Source organism: Nocardioides sp., from assembly GCF_041393715.1.
GTDB lineage: Bacteria > Actinomycetota > Actinomycetes > Propionibacteriales > Nocardioidaceae > Nocardioides.
On sequence record NZ_JAWKJQ010000007.1, the window covers coordinates 196,738 to 213,928 of the forward strand.

General features: G+C 73.6%; 17 protein-coding genes. 9 read left to right on the plus strand and 8 right to left on the minus strand.

The genetic code is table 11. From position 1 onward, the window contains the following. Positions 1–7 precede the first annotated feature (7 nt). On the minus strand, positions 8–736 hold the full coding sequence (locus tag R2740_RS13125) for a Pr6Pr family membrane protein (RefSeq protein WP_371303133.1): 729 nt from the start codon (positions 734–736) through the stop codon (positions 8–10). Positions 737–1,148: 412 nt separating this feature from the next. Between R2740_RS13125 and R2740_RS13130 the strand changes: the two genes are divergently transcribed. The 5 genes from R2740_RS13130 to ddaH all read left to right on the plus strand — a co-directional run bounded on the left by R2740_RS13130 (position 1,149) and on the right by ddaH (position 5,284). Further along, complete coding sequence (locus R2740_RS13130; RefSeq protein ID WP_371303134.1) at positions 1,149–1,841, plus strand: slipin family protein; 693 nt, start codon at positions 1,149–1,151, stop codon at positions 1,839–1,841. 117 nt (positions 1,842–1,958) lie between these two features. Further along, positions 1,959–2,483 carry a glycine cleavage system protein R gene (locus R2740_RS13135; protein WP_371303135.1) on the plus strand — a complete coding sequence of 175 codons (525 nt, stop codon included), beginning with the start codon at positions 1,959–1,961 and terminating at the stop codon, positions 2,481–2,483. A 94-nt stretch (positions 2,484–2,577) separates the two neighbouring features. Further along, complete coding sequence (locus tag R2740_RS13140; RefSeq protein WP_371303136.1) at positions 2,578–3,969, plus strand: MFS transporter; 1,392 nt, start codon at positions 2,578–2,580, stop codon at positions 3,967–3,969. 47 nt (positions 3,970–4,016) lie between these two features. After that, positions 4,017–4,484, plus strand: coding sequence for an N-acetyltransferase family protein (locus tag R2740_RS13145; protein WP_371303137.1), 468 nt, complete (start codon positions 4,017–4,019; stop codon positions 4,482–4,484). Between the two features lie 29 nt (positions 4,485–4,513). Continuing rightward, the gene (gene ddaH / locus R2740_RS13150) at positions 4,514–5,284 is read left to right on the plus strand and encodes a dimethylargininase (protein ID WP_371303138.1); all 771 of its coding nucleotides are present in this window, start codon (positions 4,514–4,516) and stop codon (positions 5,282–5,284) included. 21 nt (positions 5,285–5,305) lie between these two features. Here ddaH and R2740_RS13155 read toward each other — a convergent pair whose 3' ends face one another. Next, on the minus strand, positions 5,306–6,127 hold the full coding sequence (locus R2740_RS13155; RefSeq protein ID WP_371303139.1) for a hypothetical protein: 822 nt from the start codon (positions 6,125–6,127) through the stop codon (positions 5,306–5,308). Positions 6,128–6,424: 297 nt separating this feature from the next. Here R2740_RS13155 and R2740_RS13160 point away from each other — a divergent pair, with 297 nt between their 5' ends. Continuing rightward, positions 6,425–7,096 carry a hypothetical protein gene (locus R2740_RS13160; RefSeq protein WP_371303140.1) on the plus strand — a complete coding sequence of 224 codons (672 nt, stop codon included), beginning with the start codon at positions 6,425–6,427 and terminating at the stop codon, positions 7,094–7,096. 83 nt (positions 7,097–7,179) lie between these two features. Here the strand turns inward: R2740_RS13160 and R2740_RS13165 are convergent, their stop codons facing one another. Continuing rightward, a complete protein-coding gene (locus R2740_RS13165) occupies positions 7,180–8,067 on the minus strand; it encodes a helix-turn-helix transcriptional regulator (protein ID WP_371303141.1) in 888 nt (295 codons plus the stop codon). 90 nt (positions 8,068–8,157) lie between these two features. On the opposite strand from R2740_RS13165, the gene R2740_RS13170 reads away from it, so the two are divergent. Further along, positions 8,158–9,636 carry an MFS transporter gene (locus R2740_RS13170; protein ID WP_371303142.1) on the plus strand — a complete coding sequence of 493 codons (1,479 nt, stop codon included), beginning with the start codon at positions 8,158–8,160 and terminating at the stop codon, positions 9,634–9,636. Positions 9,637–9,962: 326 nt separating this feature from the next. Here R2740_RS13170 and R2740_RS13175 read toward each other — a convergent pair whose 3' ends face one another. Next, positions 9,963–12,452 carry a glycoside hydrolase family 65 protein gene (locus R2740_RS13175; RefSeq protein WP_371303143.1) on the minus strand — a complete coding sequence of 830 codons (2,490 nt, stop codon included), beginning with the start codon at positions 12,450–12,452 and terminating at the stop codon, positions 9,963–9,965. Continuing rightward, complete coding sequence (locus R2740_RS13180; protein WP_371303144.1) at positions 12,449–13,159, minus strand: HAD family hydrolase; 711 nt, start codon at positions 13,157–13,159, stop codon at positions 12,449–12,451. Before R2740_RS13180 ends, R2740_RS13175 begins: the two co-directional genes overlap by 4 nt. 104 nt (positions 13,160–13,263) lie before the next feature. On the opposite strand from R2740_RS13180, the gene R2740_RS13185 reads away from it, so the two are divergent. Together R2740_RS13185 and R2740_RS13190 are read left to right on the plus strand one after the other, a co-directional pair. Then, positions 13,264–13,512, plus strand: coding sequence for a hypothetical protein (locus R2740_RS13185; RefSeq protein WP_371303145.1), 249 nt, complete (start codon positions 13,264–13,266; stop codon positions 13,510–13,512). A 57-nt stretch (positions 13,513–13,569) separates the two neighbouring features. Continuing rightward, complete coding sequence (locus R2740_RS13190) at positions 13,570–14,133, plus strand: lipase family alpha/beta hydrolase (RefSeq protein ID WP_371303146.1); 564 nt, start codon at positions 13,570–13,572, stop codon at positions 14,131–14,133. On the opposite strand, the gene R2740_RS13195 is transcribed toward R2740_RS13190, so the two are convergent. From R2740_RS13195 to R2740_RS13205, 3 genes are read right to left on the minus strand one after another with little or no spacing between them, the layout of a single operon-like run. Next, positions 14,070–14,879 carry an ABC transporter permease gene (locus R2740_RS13195; RefSeq protein WP_371303147.1) on the minus strand — a complete coding sequence of 270 codons (810 nt, stop codon included), beginning with the start codon at positions 14,877–14,879 and terminating at the stop codon, positions 14,070–14,072. The genes R2740_RS13190 and R2740_RS13195 overlap by 64 nt on opposite strands. Next, a complete protein-coding gene (locus R2740_RS13200) occupies positions 14,876–15,919 on the minus strand; it encodes an ABC transporter ATP-binding protein (protein ID WP_371303148.1) in 1,044 nt (347 codons plus the stop codon). The genes R2740_RS13195 and R2740_RS13200 overlap by 4 nt, the downstream gene beginning before the upstream one ends. Continuing rightward, the gene (locus R2740_RS13205) at positions 15,916–17,022 is read right to left on the minus strand and encodes a hypothetical protein (protein ID WP_371303149.1); all 1,107 of its coding nucleotides are present in this window, start codon (positions 17,020–17,022) and stop codon (positions 15,916–15,918) included. Before R2740_RS13205 ends, R2740_RS13200 begins: the two co-directional genes overlap by 4 nt. Positions 17,023–17,191: the final 169 nt, after the last annotated feature.

Here is a 17,191-nt window from a genome sequence, read left to right on the forward strand (position 1 = left end):
CTGTCGCTCAGGCCTCGGCGGCCACCGTGCGGGTGCGGCGGCGACCCAGGAGCGCCTCGACCGCCCACAGCACCGCGGTGACCACGAGCCCGAAGACCAGGATCATCAGCAGCGTGAGCGTGACCGACCCGTAGCCGTGCGCCGAGACGTTGACGAAGTCGTAGGGGTAGGTGTCGGTCACCGCGCCGCGGGCCAGCATCCAGCCGATCCAGAGCACCGGCACCACCAGGGCGAGCGGCACCATCCGCAGCGTCACCCAGCCGCGCGGCCCCCAGCCGAGCCACACGGCCAGGGTCACGACCGGCGTGACGATGTGGAGGATCGGGTCGGTGAGTCGCGACCAGCCGGTGATCACGGCGCTGGGGGCCAGCAGCAGCTGGTAGACGATCGCGGTGACCGTGATCATCAGCAGCCCGTCGAGCCGCAGCACCCGCCGGGCCAGGCTCGCGCGCAGCGGCCGCGCGAGCAGCAGGGTCACCGAGACCGCCACCACCACGTTGGACCAGATCGTGAAGTAGCTGAACGTGTCGAAGAGCCGCCCGGCCGCCCCCGCCGCGCCGTACGGACGACCGCCGTAGAGGCCCGGCTCGGGCGGCAGGTCGTCGTACCACCCCATGCCGGAGAGGAACGCCGTCAGCAGCACGCCGAACCAGGCGACGCCGGCGTTGAGGAGGCACGCCGGCCGGGCGAGGCCGGCGGGCTCGGCAATGGACTCGGCAGCGGGCGTGGCGGTCACCAGGGGAGTATCGCCCCACCCGCGGGTCCGCGTCGACCGGCGCGACCGCCTCGCCGGGCGCCGAAAACCGGATGCGGCGGGGACGCCGGGCGGCGTACCGTCCTGCCCCGGTGAGATCAGTGGCAGGACCGGCGTGCCGGTCCGGTCCCACGCGTCGTACCTCACCGCCTGCCCTGCGAAGGCACAGGTGGAGCTGACATCTCCGATCGGTTCGAATCCGACTCACCGCGGTGGTGGCCGGTGGCGCCGCGCGGCGACGTGCCCTGCGGCGGGCTCCGGTCAGCACGACGGGCCCCGGCCCCGCACGACGTCGCGGCCACCCGCCACCACCGCACCCTGCCCCTCCACCACCCACCACGTCCGGCACCGTGCCGGCAGCACTCGGCCCACGACCCAGAAGGAGGTAGCCGAGATGACCCTGACGATCCGCGCCATGCTTCGACTGCGCAGCCTGCGCGTGCAGTCCTGGCAGGTGTGCGTGGAGCGCGTGCCCGGCCGCCCCACGGCGGTGCTGGGCCCCGGGCGGCACCGCCGGCGCCGGACCGCGACCTACCAGCTGCTCGACACCCGCGAGCAGGTGGTGACCGTGGCGCCGCAGGAGGTGCTGACGGCCGACGGCGTGACGGTGCGGGTCACCGCGTTCGCGCGGTGGCGCATCGGCGACCCGGTGGCCTACACCGAGCAGGTCGCCGACCCGCTCGGCTGGGTCTACCTGGCCATCCAGCTCGCGCTGCGCGAGGCGCTGTCGACCCGGGACGCCGACACGCTGGTGCGGGCGCCGCGGGCCACGCTCAGCGAGGACGCTGTCGAGCAGCTGCGGGTGGCCGCGACCGACGTCGGCATCCGGCTGGCCGAGGTCGTGGTCAAGGACGTGGTGCTGCCGCCCGACCTGCGCGCGGCCTACGCCGAGCTCGTCGTCGGCCGGCAGCGGGCCCAGGCCCAGCTGGAGGCCGCGCGGGCGGAGACCGCCGCGCTGCGGTCGATGGCCAACGCCGCGAAGCTGCTCGACGAGCACCCCGCGCTGGCCCGGCTCCGGCTGGTCCAGGCGCTGCCCGTCGGCTCGCGGGTGGAGCTGGTGCACGACGCCGGCGACCGCCCGGAGTAGCGCCGCGAGCGAGCCTCCTCGGGAGGGACCGCCCACGGCTACTGGTGTGTACGACGCAACAGGTGCGTCGTACACACCAGTAGTCCCGCAGGGCCCGCGACCCGTACCCTGCCCCTCATGGCCACCCTCGTGCTCACCCTGCTCGGCTCCGACCGTGCCGGCCTGGTCTCCGCGGTGTCCCGGGTCATCTCCGAGCGGGGTGGCAGCTGGGAGCGCAGCCAGATGGCCCACCTGGCCGGCGCCTTCGCCGGCCTGGTCGAGGTCGCCGTGCCCGGCGACCGCGTGGACGCGCTGCTCGCCGACATCGAGGCACTCGGCCAACAGGGCCTGCGGGTCAGCGTGGAGCGGACCGGCCCGGTCTCGACCGAGCAGCCGGCGGGCAGCCGGCTCGCCCTCCACCTGGTGGGCGCCGACCGGCCCGGCATCGTCGCCGAGGTCTCGTCGCTCCTGGCCGAGCACCGCGTCAACGTCGAGGAGCTGAGCACCGCCGTGGTCGAGGCGCCGATGGCCGGTGGCACGCTCTTCGAGGCGGACGCCGTGATCGTGGTGCCGCCCGACGCCGACACGGTCGCGATGCGGACCGCCCTCGAGGCGATGGCCGACGAGCTGATGGTCGACCTCGACCTGCACGACAGCGACTGACCCTTCCGGCCCCCGCGCGCTCCGGCGGCCGCCGCAGCGAGCGCGTCGAAAACCGGGCGACGCCCGTCGGTGTCCCCTGGGACACTCGGCGACGATGACCGCCACCTCCGTGCTCCGTCGCTTCCGCCCGCCCAGCCCGCTGGCCGGTCGGCTCGCCACGCAGTCGCTGCTCTTCGCGCTCGGCGAGGGCACCTTCATGACGGGCTCCGCGGTCTTCTTCACCCAGATCGTCGGGCTCACCGCCGCCCAGGTCGGGCTCGGTCTCACCATCGCGGGTGCCGCGGCCTTCCTGACGGCCCTGCCCGCCGGCAGGCTGGTCGACCGCTACGGCCCCAAGCGGATGTGGGCGCTCAGCGCGGTCACCCAGGCCGGGCTGTTCGCGATCTGGCCCTTCATCGGGTCCTTCACCGGCTACGTCGCCATGGCCGTGGTGATGGAGGTGGCGGGGTCGCTCGGCGGCGCGGCCTACGGCGCCTACACGATCGACGTCCTCCCTCCCGACGAGCGGGTGCGCTCGCGCGCCTTCATGTACTCCGCCCTCAACGTGGGGTTCACCCTCGGCTCGATGGTCGGTGGCATCGCCCTGGCGTTCGAGTCCAACCACGTGCTCCACGCGCTGCCGTGGTTCACGACCGTGGCCTTCCTCCTCAACGCCACGGCGATCACCCGGCTGCCCAACGCCCCCCACGACGAGAAGTCCGTCGAGGACCGCAGGGCGAAGGTCCCCGGCCCGGGGCCACTGCGCAACCCGGGCTGGATGCTCACCACCTTCTTCGGCGGCGTGCTGTGGACCAACCAGGTGCTCCTCAACCTGGTGATCCCGCTGTGGCTGGTCGAGAAGACCGACGCGCCCCGGGTGCTGCTGGCGTTCCTGTTCGGCACCAACACCGTGATGTGCATCTTCCTGCCGATGGCGGCCGCCCGTGGCGTCAAGGACGTCACCACGGCACTGCGCGCCATCCGGGTCTCCGGGGTCTTCTTCGTGGTGTCCTGCCTGATCACGCTGGCGACCCACGACACGATCGGCTGGGTCACCATCGCGCTGGTCTGGCTCGGTCACGTCACGGTGACCGGCGCCGAGCTCTATCTCTCCGCGGCCAGCTGGTCCTTCGAGGCCGAGCTGATGGACCCGCGCCGCCGCGGGCAGTACCAAGGCGCCGCCGAGGTGGGCGGCACGCTCGGCCGGGTCTGGGCGCCGGCCGTCTACACGTTCCTGGCGATGAGCTGGGGCGCGGCCGGCTGGCTGCTGATCGCGGCCATCGTGGTCACCGCCACCGCCGGTCTGCATCCCGCCACCCGGATGGCCCAGCGGTTCCTCGACCGCCACGGCCCGCCCCCCGACGACCCGGCCTGGGGACGGGGCGGCGCCGACGACGACCACCTGGTCGACGAGGCTCCGCCGGTGCCCGCGCCGTCCTGGCTCGAGGACCCGCCGATGTCGGCCGCCGGCGACGGGTTCGGGCCGCCCACCGCGCGCCGGGACTGACCCGGTCCGGGCGGCGAGGACCGACACCGACGACCTACGCTGACGGCATGGTCGACCACGAGCTGCGCGAGGCCGGGCCCGACGATGCCGGGGTGGTGGCTCGCCTGCTCCACGACTTCAACACCGAGTTCGAGGCCCCGACCCCGAGCGCCGACGAGTTCCGGGCGCGGTTCGCGGAGCTGCTCGACCGCGACGACCTGCTGGTGCTGCTGTCGGGGCCCGTCGAGGAGCCCACCGGCTTCGCCTACGTCACGCTGCGCCCGACGCCCTACTGGGACGGACCGCTGGCCCAGCTCGAGGAGCTCTACGTGCGGCCCGAGCTGCGCGACCGGGGCATCGGCACCGCCCTGCTGGAGGAGGTCGTGCACTGGGCCCGGCACCAGGGAGCCGAGGAGATGCACCTCAACGTCGACGAGATCGACACCGACGCCCGGCGGTTCTACGAGCGGCACGGCTTCGCCAACAACGAGCCCGGTGAGGACGACCGGATGCTGTTCTACATGTCGGTGCTCTGACGCCTGGCCGCAGCGTCGATACTGGTCCCATGCACACCCGTCGCGCGCTGGTCCGCCGCCCCTCGCCCCGGCTGGCCGAGGGCCTGGTCACCCACATCGAGCGCAGCGAGGTCGACGTCGAGCTGGCGCAGCAGCAGTGGCAGGGGTACGTCGACGCGCTGGTGGCCGCCGGCTGGGAGCCCCGTGAGGTCGACGCCGCGGCGGACTGCCCCGACTCCGCCTTCGTCGAGGACACCATGGTCGTCTACGGCGACCTGGCGGTGATCGCGCGACCGGGTGCGCCGGAGCGGCGACCCGAGGTGACCGCCGCCGAGGAGGCGGTCCGCGCCGAGGGCTACCGGGTCGCCCACATCGAGGCCCCCGGCACGCTCGACGGCGGCGACGTGCTCAAGCACGGTGGCACCGTGTGGGTCGGCCAGGGTGGCCGCACCAACGCCGAGGGCATCGCCCAGCTGCGCGCCCTGCTGGCCCCGATGGGTGCCCGGGTGATCGCCTGTCCGCTCGAGAAGGTGCTGCACCTCAAGTCCGCCGTCACCGCCCTGCCCGACGGCACCGTGATCGGCTACGAGCCCCTGGTCGACGACCCTTCGGTCTGGGGGGACCGGTTCCTCGCCGTCCCCGAGGAGGCCGGCGCCCACGTCGTCCTGCTCGGTGACGACCACGTGCTGATGGCCGCCTCCGCGCCGCGCACCGCCGCGCTGCTGCACCGCCGGGGGCTCAAGGTGACCCGGGTCGACATCTCGGAGTACGAGAAGCTCGAGGGCTGCGTCACCTGCCTGTCGGTGCGGCTGCGCCGCTGACGCCGGGTCGGCGGGGGCCGATCAGCGTCGCCCGAACCAGCGCCGGCGCGGCTCGGGCTCCGGCGGGCTCCAGAGCCCGTCGACGGAGACCACGAGGTAGACCGTGCCGTGGACGATGTTGCCGGGCACCGGCGGCGCGGGGTGGTCGGCCGCGGCCAAGCACAGGTCCAGCTCCATCCCCAGGCTCGCCAGCGACAGCCGCACGGCGTGGAACGCCTGGCCGGTCAGCTCGACGACCCGGGTGTCCGCGGTGAGCACCCGACCGGCCACGCCGGCGTGCGCATGGGGGGTGTCCCCGAACAGTCCGTAGGGGAAGAAGGACTCCGCAGCCTGGCGCACCGGCCAAGGGCTGTCGGGGTCCAGGTCGTCGGGGCGCGGGGCCGCGGGGTCGCCCATCACGCTCGCGTCGGAGGCCGCGAAGGCCGCCTCGTCGGCGTGGACCGTCACGTCGAGCCCCAGGGCCGTCACGCAGGCCAGTCCGGCCGCCGACTCCGCCGCCCCCACCAGCGTCCGCCACTGCTCGAGGTCGCCGGCGAGGCGGGTGCAGAGCTCGCCGTCCTCGTCGACGACGTCGGCGCTGACGGTGCCCTGGTCGTCGGCGAGGGTCAGCCCCGACAAGCGGACCCCCGGCACGCCGGCGTACGACGGCACGAGGTCGGCGGGCTCGCCCTCGGCCGTCACGCCCACCGTCAGCCGCGCGCCGCTCGGGTCGGTCCACCGCAGTGTGGTCGTCCCCCCGGTCATCGCCTGTTCCTCCATGGCCGGCCACATCCGCTGGATGAGGGCCGACAGCGCGTCACCGTCGGCGACACCGAGACCGAGGCAGTCGAGGTTGCTGGTCATGCCGGCATCCCATCACATGCACGCGGGTGGCGGGCCGCTGCGATCACCACCGCTTTGGTCTAGATCACACCGCGGAAGAGGCCCGCGGAATCGTCCGCGGAGGCCCGCGTCGCGTAGCGTCTCCCTCGGCGATTCCACCACGAGAGGTACGACTTCGAGGGCCCCGACCGGGGCGAAGTACGACGGCATCTGGGGGTCGGCAACGGCCGCAGCGAGCGGCCCGCGCAGGCCATGTCGCCACCCATCTGTCATCCACTTCGACCGGTGCCGGCCCCGTCAGGCCGGCTCGAGCCTGCCATGTCTGCCTTCCTCGACGCGGCCCTGTCCGCGCTGCTTCTGCTTGCCCTCACCGTCTCCAGCGTCGTGCTCTGCGTGCCCCAGCTGGTGCGCCTGGTCAAGGTCGGCCACCCCGCCGGCCTGTCCGGCACCGCGCTGCTGTTCGGGACCGTCAACTACACCGCCTGGAGCGGCTACCTCGCGTGGGAGCACGCCTGGGGTCTGCTCGCCGCCAACCTGGTGGCCTCGCTGGTGTGGTACGCCATCGTCGCGCTGGCGTTGCCCCAGATCGCGCCGAAGCGGTCGTGGTGGCTGCCGGTCGGCTGGGCCGCGACCCTCGGCCTGCTCGCGGTGGTCGATCTGGCGCTGCTCGGCCCGATCCTCGGCCTCGGCTCGCTGCTGACCTACACCCCGCAGGCGGTCGGCGTCTGGCGGGTCATCTCGCTGGCCGCCGTGTCGCCCGCGACCTGGGCGCTGACCGCGGTGGAGGGTTTCACCTGGCTGCTGCAGAGTGCCAAGGACCAGCTGGCCGGAGGGATCGTGTCCGGTGGCATCGCCACCGCCGCCGCGATCAGCGTGCTGACCGCACTGCTGATCCGTGGCGCCGCGGCGGGCGGTTCCCCGGACCAGCCGCCGGTGGATGACGACGCCGACGCGCTGACCCCCACCCCCTCGGTCGCGACCGCAGCCTGAGGCGGGTCAGGCGCTCATCCGGCTCAGCCGGTCGCCCCACTCCCGCAGCGTCTCGGTGACCTGGTCGGGCACCTCGACCAGCGTCACCGGCGCCTCGAGCACGCCGAGCCCGAAGGCGACCCAGCGCGGGTTGGGCGCCTCGATCTCCAGCAGGCAGCGGCCGTCACGCTCCTCCAGCACCCGCGACCAGGGGCCGATCCGACCCTCGACGTAGTCCCGGCTCGCCTCGACCTCGACCACGACCCGGTGTCGCTCGCCGCGCGAGAGGCCGGCGCGGACGTACGCCGCCGCATCGCCGCCCGGCACCTCCGGGGCCGGAAGGTCCACTTCGACCCGGCCGGGTCGCTGAGCCGGTCGAGCCGGAAGGAGCGCCAGTCGTCGCGCTCGACGTCGAAGGCCAGGAGGTACCACCGCCGGCCGACCGTGACCAGCTGGTGCGGCTCGACGTAGCGCTCGCGCGACTGCCCCGGCTCGGCGCCCCCGCGGGCGGTGTAGGAGAAGCGGAGGCGCTCGTGGTCGCGGATCGTCTGCGCGACGGTCGCGAGCACGCCGGCCTCCACCTCGGGCGCCTGGCTGAACGGCGACTCCACGGTCGCCGTACGCAGCGACTCGGCCCGGTGGCGCAACCGGGCGGGGAGCACCTGCATCACCTTGGCCAGCGCCGAGAGGGAGGACTCCGCCAGCGTGCCGGCGTAGACCGAGGCCGAGCCGCCGAGCGCGACGACCAGCGCGATCGCCTCGTCCTCGTCGACCACCAGCGGCGGCATCGCACCGCCGGCCGCGAGCTGGTAGCCGCCGTCGGTGCCGCGCGTCGAGCGCACCGGATAGCCGAGGTCGCGCAGCCGCTCGATGTCGCGGCGCAGCGTCCGCTCGGAGACCTCGAGCCGCCCCGCCAGCTCCTCGCCCGACCAGAACCGGTGGGTCTGGAGCAGCGACAGGAGGCGCAGGGTGCGGGAGCTCGTGTTGGCCATGGGCCCAGACTAGTTCTCCTTCCGGTCAGAAAGTGACCGGAGCGATCTCTAGCGTGGGAGGCGTCCCAGGAACCCACCAGAGGAGCCACGATGTCCGCCACCGACCTCTCCCCGGCGCCGGCCGCGACCGCCGCGCCGACCGGCCATGCCGGCCGCACCGCGGCCCTGATCAGCCTGCTGCTCGCCTCGATGATGGAGCTGATCGACACCACGATCGTCAACGTCGCGCTGCCGACCATCGAGCGCGACCTCGACGCCTCGGCCACCCAGCTGCAGTGGGTGGTCGCGGCCTATCCCCTGGCCTTCGCCGTCGCCCTGATCACCGGCTCCCGCCTCGGGGACGCCTTCGGCCGCAAGCGCCTCTTCCTGATCGGCCTGGCCGCGTTCACCCTGACGTCGGCGGCCTGCGGCCTGGCCACCACCGCCGACGCGCTGGTGGTGTTCCGCGCCCTGCAGGGCCTCGGCGCGGCCGCGATGATCCCGCAGGTGATGGCCAACATCCAGGTGCTCTACCCGCCCGAGGAGCGTGGCCGGGCGATGGGTGCCTTCACCGGCCTGGCCGGCCTGGCCGTCGTGGTGGGCCCGATCCTCGGCGCCGTGCTCACCAGCGCCGACATCGCCGGCTCCGGGTGGCGCCCCATCTTCCTGGTCAACGTGCCGGTCGGCCTGCTGGCGATCGTCGCCGCCGCCAGGTTCGTGCCCGAGTCGCGCTCCGACCGCCGGCCCGACCTCGCGCTGGTGAGCGTGCTCACCCTGGGTGCCGGCCTGCTCGCCGTGCTCTACCCGCTGACGATGGGCCGCGAGCAGGGCTGGCCGCTGTGGGTCTTCGTCACCATGGCGATCGGCGTGGTCGTGCTCGCCCGGTTCGCGCAGAGCCAGCACCGCCACGAGCGCCGGGGCGGCGAGCCGCTGGTCCCCGTCAGCCTCTACCGCATCCGCTCCTTCTCCGCCGGCTCCGCCGTCATGCTCGGGCTCTTCGTCTCGATGCCGGCCTACTTCCTGGCCCAGACGCTGTACTTCCAGATCGGCCTGGGCTGGTCAGTGCTGAAGTCCGGCCTGGTCGGCGTGCCCTTCGCCGTCGTCACCTCCGTCTGCGCCGGGGTCGGTGTCACCGTGCTGGCGCAGCGCATCGGCCGCCGGGTCCTGCAGTACGGCGCCGTCGTGCTCGCGGCCGGCGTGCTGCTCACCGGGGTCGTGGTCCACGCGGCGACGCCCGAGACGTCCTGGTGGTGGTTCATCCCGGCCATGGTGGTCACCGGAGCCGGCTTCGGCCTGATGGTCGCGCCGATCGGCCTCTTCACCGTCGCCGACGTGCCGGTCAGCCACGCGGGTGCCGCGTCGGGCCTGTTCAACACCACGACCCAGCTGTCCGCCGCCGTCGGTGTCGCCGGCCTCGGCACGCTCTTCTTCACGGTGGCCCAGCGTCAGGGCCGGGTGCTGCCGGTCGACGTGTTCGCCCCGGCCTACGAGGTCGTGCTGCTCGCGGTCGCCGCGTGCATGGCACTCGCGGTGCTCGCCGCAGCGGCCCTGCCCCACCACGCACCCGGGGACGCGCCCGTCGTCCACTGAGCGCCCGGTTGCCGCCGCGTCGCGGACGTCATCGTCCGTCGGTCCAGGCGCCACCCCGAAGCGAGTCGGCCCGTTCAGCGAGTCTGGGATGGGCCGACTCGGTGCCTCGCCGGTCGGGACGTCATCCACGACGCGCGCCGGGGCGAGCGATCCGTATGACGTCCTGGGGTGCGCGCCGGCCGGCCGGCGGGGAGGTGGGTTCGACCGGCCCCGCCGTACGGGGCGTGGCCGTGGGCGCACAGGCGGTGTCGTGTGTCCGCGCCCGCGGTGACGACGACGGCTGAGACACACGACCCGGGCCGGGCGAGGGCCGGGCGCGGGCAGCGTCAGTCGGCGTGGGGGACGGTGGCGGAGATGACGGTCCCGTCGGCGCGCACGGTGCCGGCCGGGTTGGGAGGCTGTCCCTCGATCCGCGGACCCTGGTCGGGGAGGGGTACGACGGTCACGGTGCCGCGCTCGACGACGTACTCGACGTCGCGCACGTGCACCGACACCGGGCCGGGACCGTCCTCGATCTCGAACCGGACCTCGTCGCGGGTGAGCAGCACGCCGATCCGGGTGCCGTGGAGGGTGAGGCGATAGTCGAGCGCCTCCCACTGGTCGGGGAGCCGCGGCTCGAAGGACCAGTGCCCGCGCCCCTTGGCGCGGAACCCGCCGAAGCCGTTGACCAGCGCGCACCAGACCCCGCCGACCGAGGCGACGTGGACACCGTCGGCGGTGTTGGCGTGCAGGTCGGTCAGGTCGACGTAGAGCGCCTGCAGGAAGTACTGCATCGCCAGCTCGTGGTAGCCCACCTCGGCCGCCATGATCGACTGCACCATCGCCGACAGCGTCGAGTCGCCGGTGGTGATCGGGTCGTAGTAGCGGAAGTCGGCGAGCTTCTCCTCGGCGCTGAACTCCTCGCTCTGCAGGAACAGCGCCAGCACCACGTCGGCCTGCTTGAGCACCTGGAAGCGGTAGATCACCAACGGGTGGTGGTGCAGGAGCAGCGGCCGGGAGGTGACCGGTGTGTTCTCGAGGTCCCACATCTCACGGTCGAGGAACCGGGAGTCCTGCGGGTGGATGCCGACCTTCTCGTCGAAGGGGATCGTCATGCCCTGGGCCGCGGCGGCCCACTCGACGACCTCGTCCTCGGTGAGTCCGGTGCGCCGCACCAGCGAGGCGTAGGCCTCCGGGTCGCCCTCGCGGATCTCGTGCACCGCCTCGGCGGCGCGGCGCAGGTTGAAGCGGGCCATCGTGTTGGTGAACATGTTGTCGTTGACGACGGTGGTGTACTCGTCGGGCCCGGTGACGCCGTGGATGTGGAAGCTCGAGGTGCCGTCGTCGCGCCGCCAGAAGCCGAGGTCGGCCCACAGCCGCGCGGTCTCGACGAGGATGTCGACGCCCTCGCGCCAGAGGAAGTCGGTGTCGCCGGTGGCGTCGACGTACTGGCTGATGGCATAACAGATGTCGGCGTCGATGTGGTACTGCGCGGTGCCGGCCGCGTAGTACGCCGACGCCTCGTGACCGTTGATGGTGCGCCAGGCGAAGAGGGCTCCCTCCTGGGAGACCTCGCGTGCGCGCCGGCGGGCGTGCGGGAGCAGCTGGTAGCGGAAGCGCAGCGCGTTGCGGGCGGCGTAGGGCGAGGCGTAGGTGAGGAACGGCAGGACGTAGACCTCGGTGTCCCAGAAGTAGTGGCCGCCGTAGCCCGACCCGGTGACGCCCTTGGCGGAGATGCCCTGGTCCTCGGCGCGCGCGGCCGCCTGCATCACCTGGAAGAGGTTCCAGCGGACCGCCTGCTGCAGCGCGGGCTGGCCGGGGATGCGGACGTCGGACCGCTTCCAGAACGCCGCCAGCCAGGCCTCCTGGTCGGCGTAGAGCCGCTCGATGCCCTCCTCGGCGACCCGGTCCAGCGTCCGCTCGCACCGGTCGAGCAGCTCGCGGGCGGGCACCCGCTGGGCGGTGTGATAGCTGACCTGCTTGGTGAGCTTGAGCGTCTGGCCGGCCTCGAGATGGAGGCGGTAGATCACCTTGCCCTCGTCGTCGGCGCTGTGTGCCTGCGTCGACACCTCGACCGGTGCCTGCAGGGTGTGGTCGACGGCGACGCCGAGCGTCATGCCGCTCTCGGCGCAGCGGTAGCCCAGCCGGATGCGCCCGGTCTCCTCGTCGGTGCTGGAGACCTGCGGAAGCAGCACCCGGCGCCCGAGCTTCTCGGCCTTGCGCGGGTCGGCGATGGTGCCGGCCGGGGTCTCGATGGCCGGGTGCTCGAGGTCGCGGTCCTGACGGTTGACCAGCTGGGAGGAGATCTGCACGGGCGCGCGGCCGTCGAGCAGGGTGACCTCGAACTGCATGGCGGCGACGTGCTTCTGGGTGAACGACACGATCCGTCGGCTGGCGACCTTGACCCGCTTGCCGCTGGGCGTGCGCCAGACCAGGTCGCGGGTGAGGACGCCGGTGCGGAAGTCGAGGCGGCGGCGGTACTCCAGGAGGTCGGCGCTCGACAGCTCCAGCGGCTCGTCGTCGACATAGAGCCGGATCACCTTGGCGTCGGGCACGTTGACGATGTTCTGGCCGATGCGCGCCAGCCCGAAGGCCTCCTCGGCGTGCAGGATCGGCCAGGTCTCGTGGAAGCCGTTGATGAACGTGCCGTCGACGTGGGCGTCGCGGCTCTCGGAGTAGTTGCCGCGGAGCCCGAGGTAGCCGTTGCCCACGCTGAACAGCGACTCGGTGACGCCGAGGTCCTCGGCGCTGAACCGGGTCTCCTCCAGCGCCCACTCGTCGACCGGGAACCGGCTGCGGTCGATCGGGTCGCCGGTGATCGGCGCGTAGGGCCTCACAGCAGCCCCTCCAGGTCGTCGACGACGACGTCGGCGCCGGCGTCGGTGAGCGCCGCCGCTCCGACGCCGCGGTCGACCCCGACGACCAGCCCGAACGCGCCGGCCCGGCCGGCCGCCACGCCGCTCAGCGCGTCTTCGAGCACCACGCTGGCGGCGGGGTCGGCGCCCAGGTCGGCGGCCGCGGCCAGGAAGGTGTCGGGCGCCGGCTTGCCGGCGAGGCCGCGCTCGCTGGCCACCCGGCCGTCCATCACGACCGGGAAGTACGACGCCACGCCGGCCGCGGCGAGCACCTCGGGGGCGTTGCGCGACGACGACACGATCGCCATCGGGACGCCCCGCTCACGGAGGGCGTCGAGCAGCCTGACGGAGCCGGCGTACGGCTGGACGCCCTCGTCGCGCAGGACCTGCCGGAAGGCGTCGTTCTTGCGGTTGCCCAGCCCACAGACCGTCTCCCGGTCCGGAAGGTCGGCCGGGTCGCCGTGGGGGAGGGTGATCCCGCGCGACTCCAGGAACGACGCGACGCCGTCGTAGCGGGGCTTGCCGTCGACATAGGAGAAGTAGTCGGCCTCGGTGTAGGGCGGCTGACCCTCGTGGTCGCCCAGGAAGCCGTTGAACATCACGTCCCAGGCCCGCATGTGCACCTCGGCCGTCGGCGTCACCACGCCGTCGAGGTCGAACAGCGCCGCGTCGTAGCCGCTCCAGTCCATGCGGAGACGATAGGGCCATCCGCTCCCCGCTGCAGTCGGGTTGGCCACAGGGTGGGCGGTCCACCCCCGCCGACCCGGTTGGCCGGCGGTGCCAGGATGGCCACGTGTTCGACGCGCTCTCCCCGCAGCGCCGGCGGCTGGCCCTGGGGCTGGTCGCGGCCGCGGTGGTCGCGGCCCTCGCGATCGTCGTCGCGGTGCTCGCGCAGCGCGGGCCCGAGCCGGCGGTGGCCACCCAGGGGGAGGGGCCCGTCCTCCTGGTGCCGGGGTACGGCGGCGACGAGTCCGGTCTGCAGAACCTCGCGCGCCCTGCGGCAGGCCGGCCGGACCGTCGAGATCGTCAGGCTGATCGGTGACGGCCGCGGCGACCTGCGCGACCAGGCGACCCGGCTGGGGAGGTCGCCGACCGGGCGATGGCGTCGTCGGGTGCCGACAGCGTGGACGTGGTCGGCTACTCCGCGGGCGGAGTGGTGGCCCGGTGGTGGGTCCGGTTCGACGACGGCGCACCGGTCGCCCGGCGGGTGGTCACGATCAGCTCCCCCCACCACGGCACCCAGGTCGCGCTGTTGGCCGCCGGCCTCGCTCCCGACGCCTGCCCGGTCGGCTGTCAGCAGCTCGCCCCCGACAGCGACCTGCTGCGCCGGCTCAACGCGGGCGACGAGACGCCGGCCGGTCCGACCTGGGTCTCGCTCTGGTCGGCCGACGACCAGACGGTGACCCCGCCCGACTCGGCGGTGCTCGACGGCGCGCTCGACATCCGGATGCAGGACATCTGCCCCGACCTGACGCTGAGCCACGGGCAGATGCCGCAGGCGGGGGCCGTCGTCGGATCGTCGTCGCCGCCCTCGACGACACCGCGGTGTCGGCACCGACCGGCGCCGTGTGCCGCGCGGGCTGAGCCGCGACCGTCCGGTCAGTCGGTGATGTCCTTGGTGACGAAGTTGGCCCAGGCCGCGCCGAGGAACACCACCAGGTAGCCCAGCTGCAGCAACGAGCCGCGCACCACGTCCCGCCAGTGGATCGGGTCCCGGAACAGGTCCACGAACGCCAGCCAGTAGCGCGTCGGCAGCCACGGCTTGAGCACGTCGGCGGCGTCGAGGGTGAGCAGCAGCGTCGACGCGACCAGCAGCCCGAGCGCGCCCAGCGCGGCGGCCAGCGGCGAGCGCACCACCGTCGACAGGAAGAGCGCGATCGAGGCGACGCCCAGCATCGACAGGATCGCGTAGGCCAGCGCCAGCAGCGTCCGCAGGGCCAGCTCGCGGCCGGTCAGCGTGGTCCCCGAGACGCTGCTGACGGCCTGGCTGGCGTTGCCGAGCAACCCCAGCCCGACGACGTACGCCGTGGCCGCGACGACGGCGACCGCCAGCACCGCGAATGCCACGATCGACACCAGCTTCGCCACCAGCAGGTGGGTCCGGCCGACGGGACGGATCAGCACGTAGCGCAGCGTCCCGAGCTGGCCCTCGCCGGCGACCGTCTCGCCGGCCATCAGGCAGACCGCGATCGGCAGCAGCAGCGGCACGACGATGCCGAGCGCCGCCAGCGGGAAGAGCTTGCCGTCGGTCAGCACCGCCGAGAGGAAGGCCGGGCCGGTCCCGGGCCGGGGGCCGAGGTCGGTCCAGGCCAGGAGTACGGCGACCAGCACGGGGAGCGCGTCGATCATCAGGATCGTCACCCAGGTCCGCCGACTCCGCACCAGCCGGCGCAGCTCCACCCGGATCACGTCAGCACCTCACGCACGCCACCGGGACCGTCGTCGTCGAACCCGTCGTCGTCGAACCCGTCCTGGAAGCCCTCGTGGAGGTCGTCCCCGTCGTCGGGCAGCCGGGCGACGCGGGGCTGGGCCGGCGAGCCCGATCCGCCCGCGCCGCGCGCGATGACGTCGAGCACGATCTCCTCCAGGGTGCGTCGCTCGGGCTCCAGGGCGGTCACCCGGATGCTCTCGCGCACGAGCCGGGCGTTCGTCGCCGCCGGGTCGGAGAGGCGGGCCAGCAGCGCGCCGCCGTCCGGCCCGTCGACGACGCTGTCCACGACACCGTCGAGGAGCGCGAGCGCGCGACCGACGTCGGGCGTCTCGATCCGGTAGCGCCCGGTCGACCGGTCCAGGTCGGCGACGCGCTCCTGCAGCACCATCCGGCCCCGGTCGAGGACGCCGATGCGGGTGCAGAGCTGCTCCACCTCGGCGATCAGGTGGCTGGACAGGAAGATCGTGGTCCCGTCGGCGTGCAGCTGGGTGAGCAGCGTCCGGATCTCGTGGATGCCCTGGGGGTCCAGCCCGTTGGTCGGCTCGTCGAGCACCAGCAGCCGAGGCCGGCCGAGCAGCGCCTGGGCCAGACCGAGCCGCTGACGCATGCCGAGGGAGTAGGCGCGCACCGGCCGGCGGTCGACGCCGGCCAGGCCGACCCGCTCCAGCGCCTCCTCGATCCGCGCGCCCCGGCTGGCCCGGCCCCGCGAGGGGCCCATCGCGTCGACAGCCGCCAGGTGGGCGCGGCCCGACATCGACGGGTAGGCCGCCGGGCCCTCGACCAGGGCGCCGACCTGCGGCAGCACCGCCCGCGCGTGCTGGGGTATCGCCTGCCCGAGCAGCTCCACCGAGCCCTCCGTCGGCAGCACCAGGCCGAGCAGCATCCGGACGGTGGTCGTCTTGCCCGACCCGTTGGCGCCGAGGAAGCCGTAGATCTCGCCCTCCGCGACGTCGAGGTCGAGGTCGTCGACGGCCTGCACCGCGCCGTAGCGCTTGGTGAGTCCTCGGGTGCGGATCACCGGCCACCGTCCGGGGCGATGACGTAGCCGCCGTCGGCCAGGGTGCGGGCGGCGCGGCGCAGGGTGTCGGGGGTGACGGTGCCGGCGAGCAGGGTGTGGGAGTCGAAGCCGTCGTGCGAGGTCACCAGCACCGACAGCGGGCCGAGGGTCGCGAAGGTCCCGCGCGCGTCCTCGGTGGAGCCGGGGGTGACCCGGAGCTGGTCCTTGAGCGGCTCGGCCACCCGCTCGAGCATCGGCATCGCGATCAGCCAGGTCGGCCCGCGACGATAGACGCCGACCCCGCGCTGCTCGTCGGAGCTCCGCGGCAGGCCGGCCAGCTCCGCGGGGAAGGTGTAGGGCGCGAACCGGTCGGCGCCGTCGGCGAGGTCGAGGGTGTCGCCCCGGTGGACGTCGGCCCCCGGCGGCGGCTCGAAGGCGATGTCGTCGGGCGTCGGGAGGGTCAGGTCGACGGTGACCAGCTCGCTGCGGAACGACGGCCGCACGGCGCCGACGCCGAAGAGCTCCACGCGCAGCGGCAACCCGGTCTCCCGGTCGCTCCAGAGGTCGACGTGGCCCACCGTGGAGCCCGGGGTGCTCGGCGTGACCCGCAGCCCCAGGGCGTCCCGGCCGGCGACCCGGGCGGCGGGCAGCCGGCTCAGCTCCTCGTCGGTCACGCCCGCGAGCGCCTGTCGCGCCAGCGCGGGTGGGACGACGTCGGAGGCGCGTGGGAGGCGCGCGACCGGATCGGCGTACTCGGTCACCTCCTGGCCGTCGTACACCCAGCGGGTGAGGCGGTCGCCGATCTTGACCGTGTCGGTCTCACCGGTCGGGTCGAGCACGTCGACCCGCCAGAACGTCGGGGTGCGCCACCACACGCGGAGCCGCGACGGTCCGGCGAACAGCGAGGTCACCTCGCCGAAGCCGCGGGCGTCGGGCAGCGGCAGGTTGCCCTGGGTCTCGACGTAGCCGGAGTACGCCGTGCTCGCGGCCGCCGCGACCTGCTCGCGCAGCTGCTCGGCGGAGATCGGGGCGTCGTCGGCCGGCCGATGGGCGACCGCCGTCGGCACCCCCACCAGCAACGCTGCCAGCGCGACCACCAGGGCCCACCGCACGACGGGCGTCACCACGTCCACGGTAGTCACTACGTGGAGCGCGGCCCCGCGGTTCGGTCCGGAGCGGTGGCTGAGGGGGTTGTTGCTTCACCATGCTGGGTAGGCGAAGACGCACTTCGCACGGTGAGTTCGCCGTGCGAAGTGCGGTCGTACCAGGTGAACGTGGTGAAGCAGCCCCACC

What these genes read in the sequence shown, in the direction of transcription:
- R2740_RS13130 (WP_371303134.1), top strand. Translation starts at nt 1,149, where the DNA reads ATGACCCTGACGATCCGCGCCATGCTTCGACTGCGCAGCCTGCGCGTG.
- R2740_RS13135 (WP_371303135.1), top strand. Translation starts at nt 1,959, where the DNA reads ATGGCCACCCTCGTGCTCACCCTGCTCGGCTCCGACCGTGCCGGCCTG.
- R2740_RS13140 (WP_371303136.1), top strand. Translation starts at nt 2,578, where the DNA reads ATGACCGCCACCTCCGTGCTCCGTCGCTTCCGCCCGCCCAGCCCGCTG.
- R2740_RS13145 (WP_371303137.1), top strand. Translation starts at nt 4,017, where the DNA reads ATGGTCGACCACGAGCTGCGCGAGGCCGGGCCCGACGATGCCGGGGTG.
- ddaH (WP_371303138.1), top strand. Translation starts at nt 4,514, where the DNA reads ATGCACACCCGTCGCGCGCTGGTCCGCCGCCCCTCGCCCCGGCTGGCC.
- R2740_RS13155 (WP_371303139.1), bottom strand. Translation starts at nt 6,127, where the DNA reads ATGACCAGCAACCTCGACTGCCTCGGTCTCGGTGTCGCCGACGGTGAC.
- R2740_RS13160 (WP_371303140.1), top strand. Translation starts at nt 6,425, where the DNA reads ATGTCTGCCTTCCTCGACGCGGCCCTGTCCGCGCTGCTTCTGCTTGCC.
- R2740_RS13165 (WP_371303141.1), bottom strand. Translation starts at nt 8,067, where the DNA reads ATGGCCAACACGAGCTCCCGCACCCTGCGCCTCCTGTCGCTGCTCCAG.
- R2740_RS13170 (WP_371303142.1), top strand. Translation starts at nt 8,158, where the DNA reads ATGTCCGCCACCGACCTCTCCCCGGCGCCGGCCGCGACCGCCGCGCCG.
- R2740_RS13180 (WP_371303144.1), bottom strand. Translation starts at nt 13,159, where the DNA reads ATGGACTGGAGCGGCTACGACGCGGCGCTGTTCGACCTCGACGGCGTG.
- R2740_RS13190 (WP_371303146.1), top strand. Translation starts at nt 13,570, where the DNA reads ATGGCGTCGTCGGGTGCCGACAGCGTGGACGTGGTCGGCTACTCCGCG.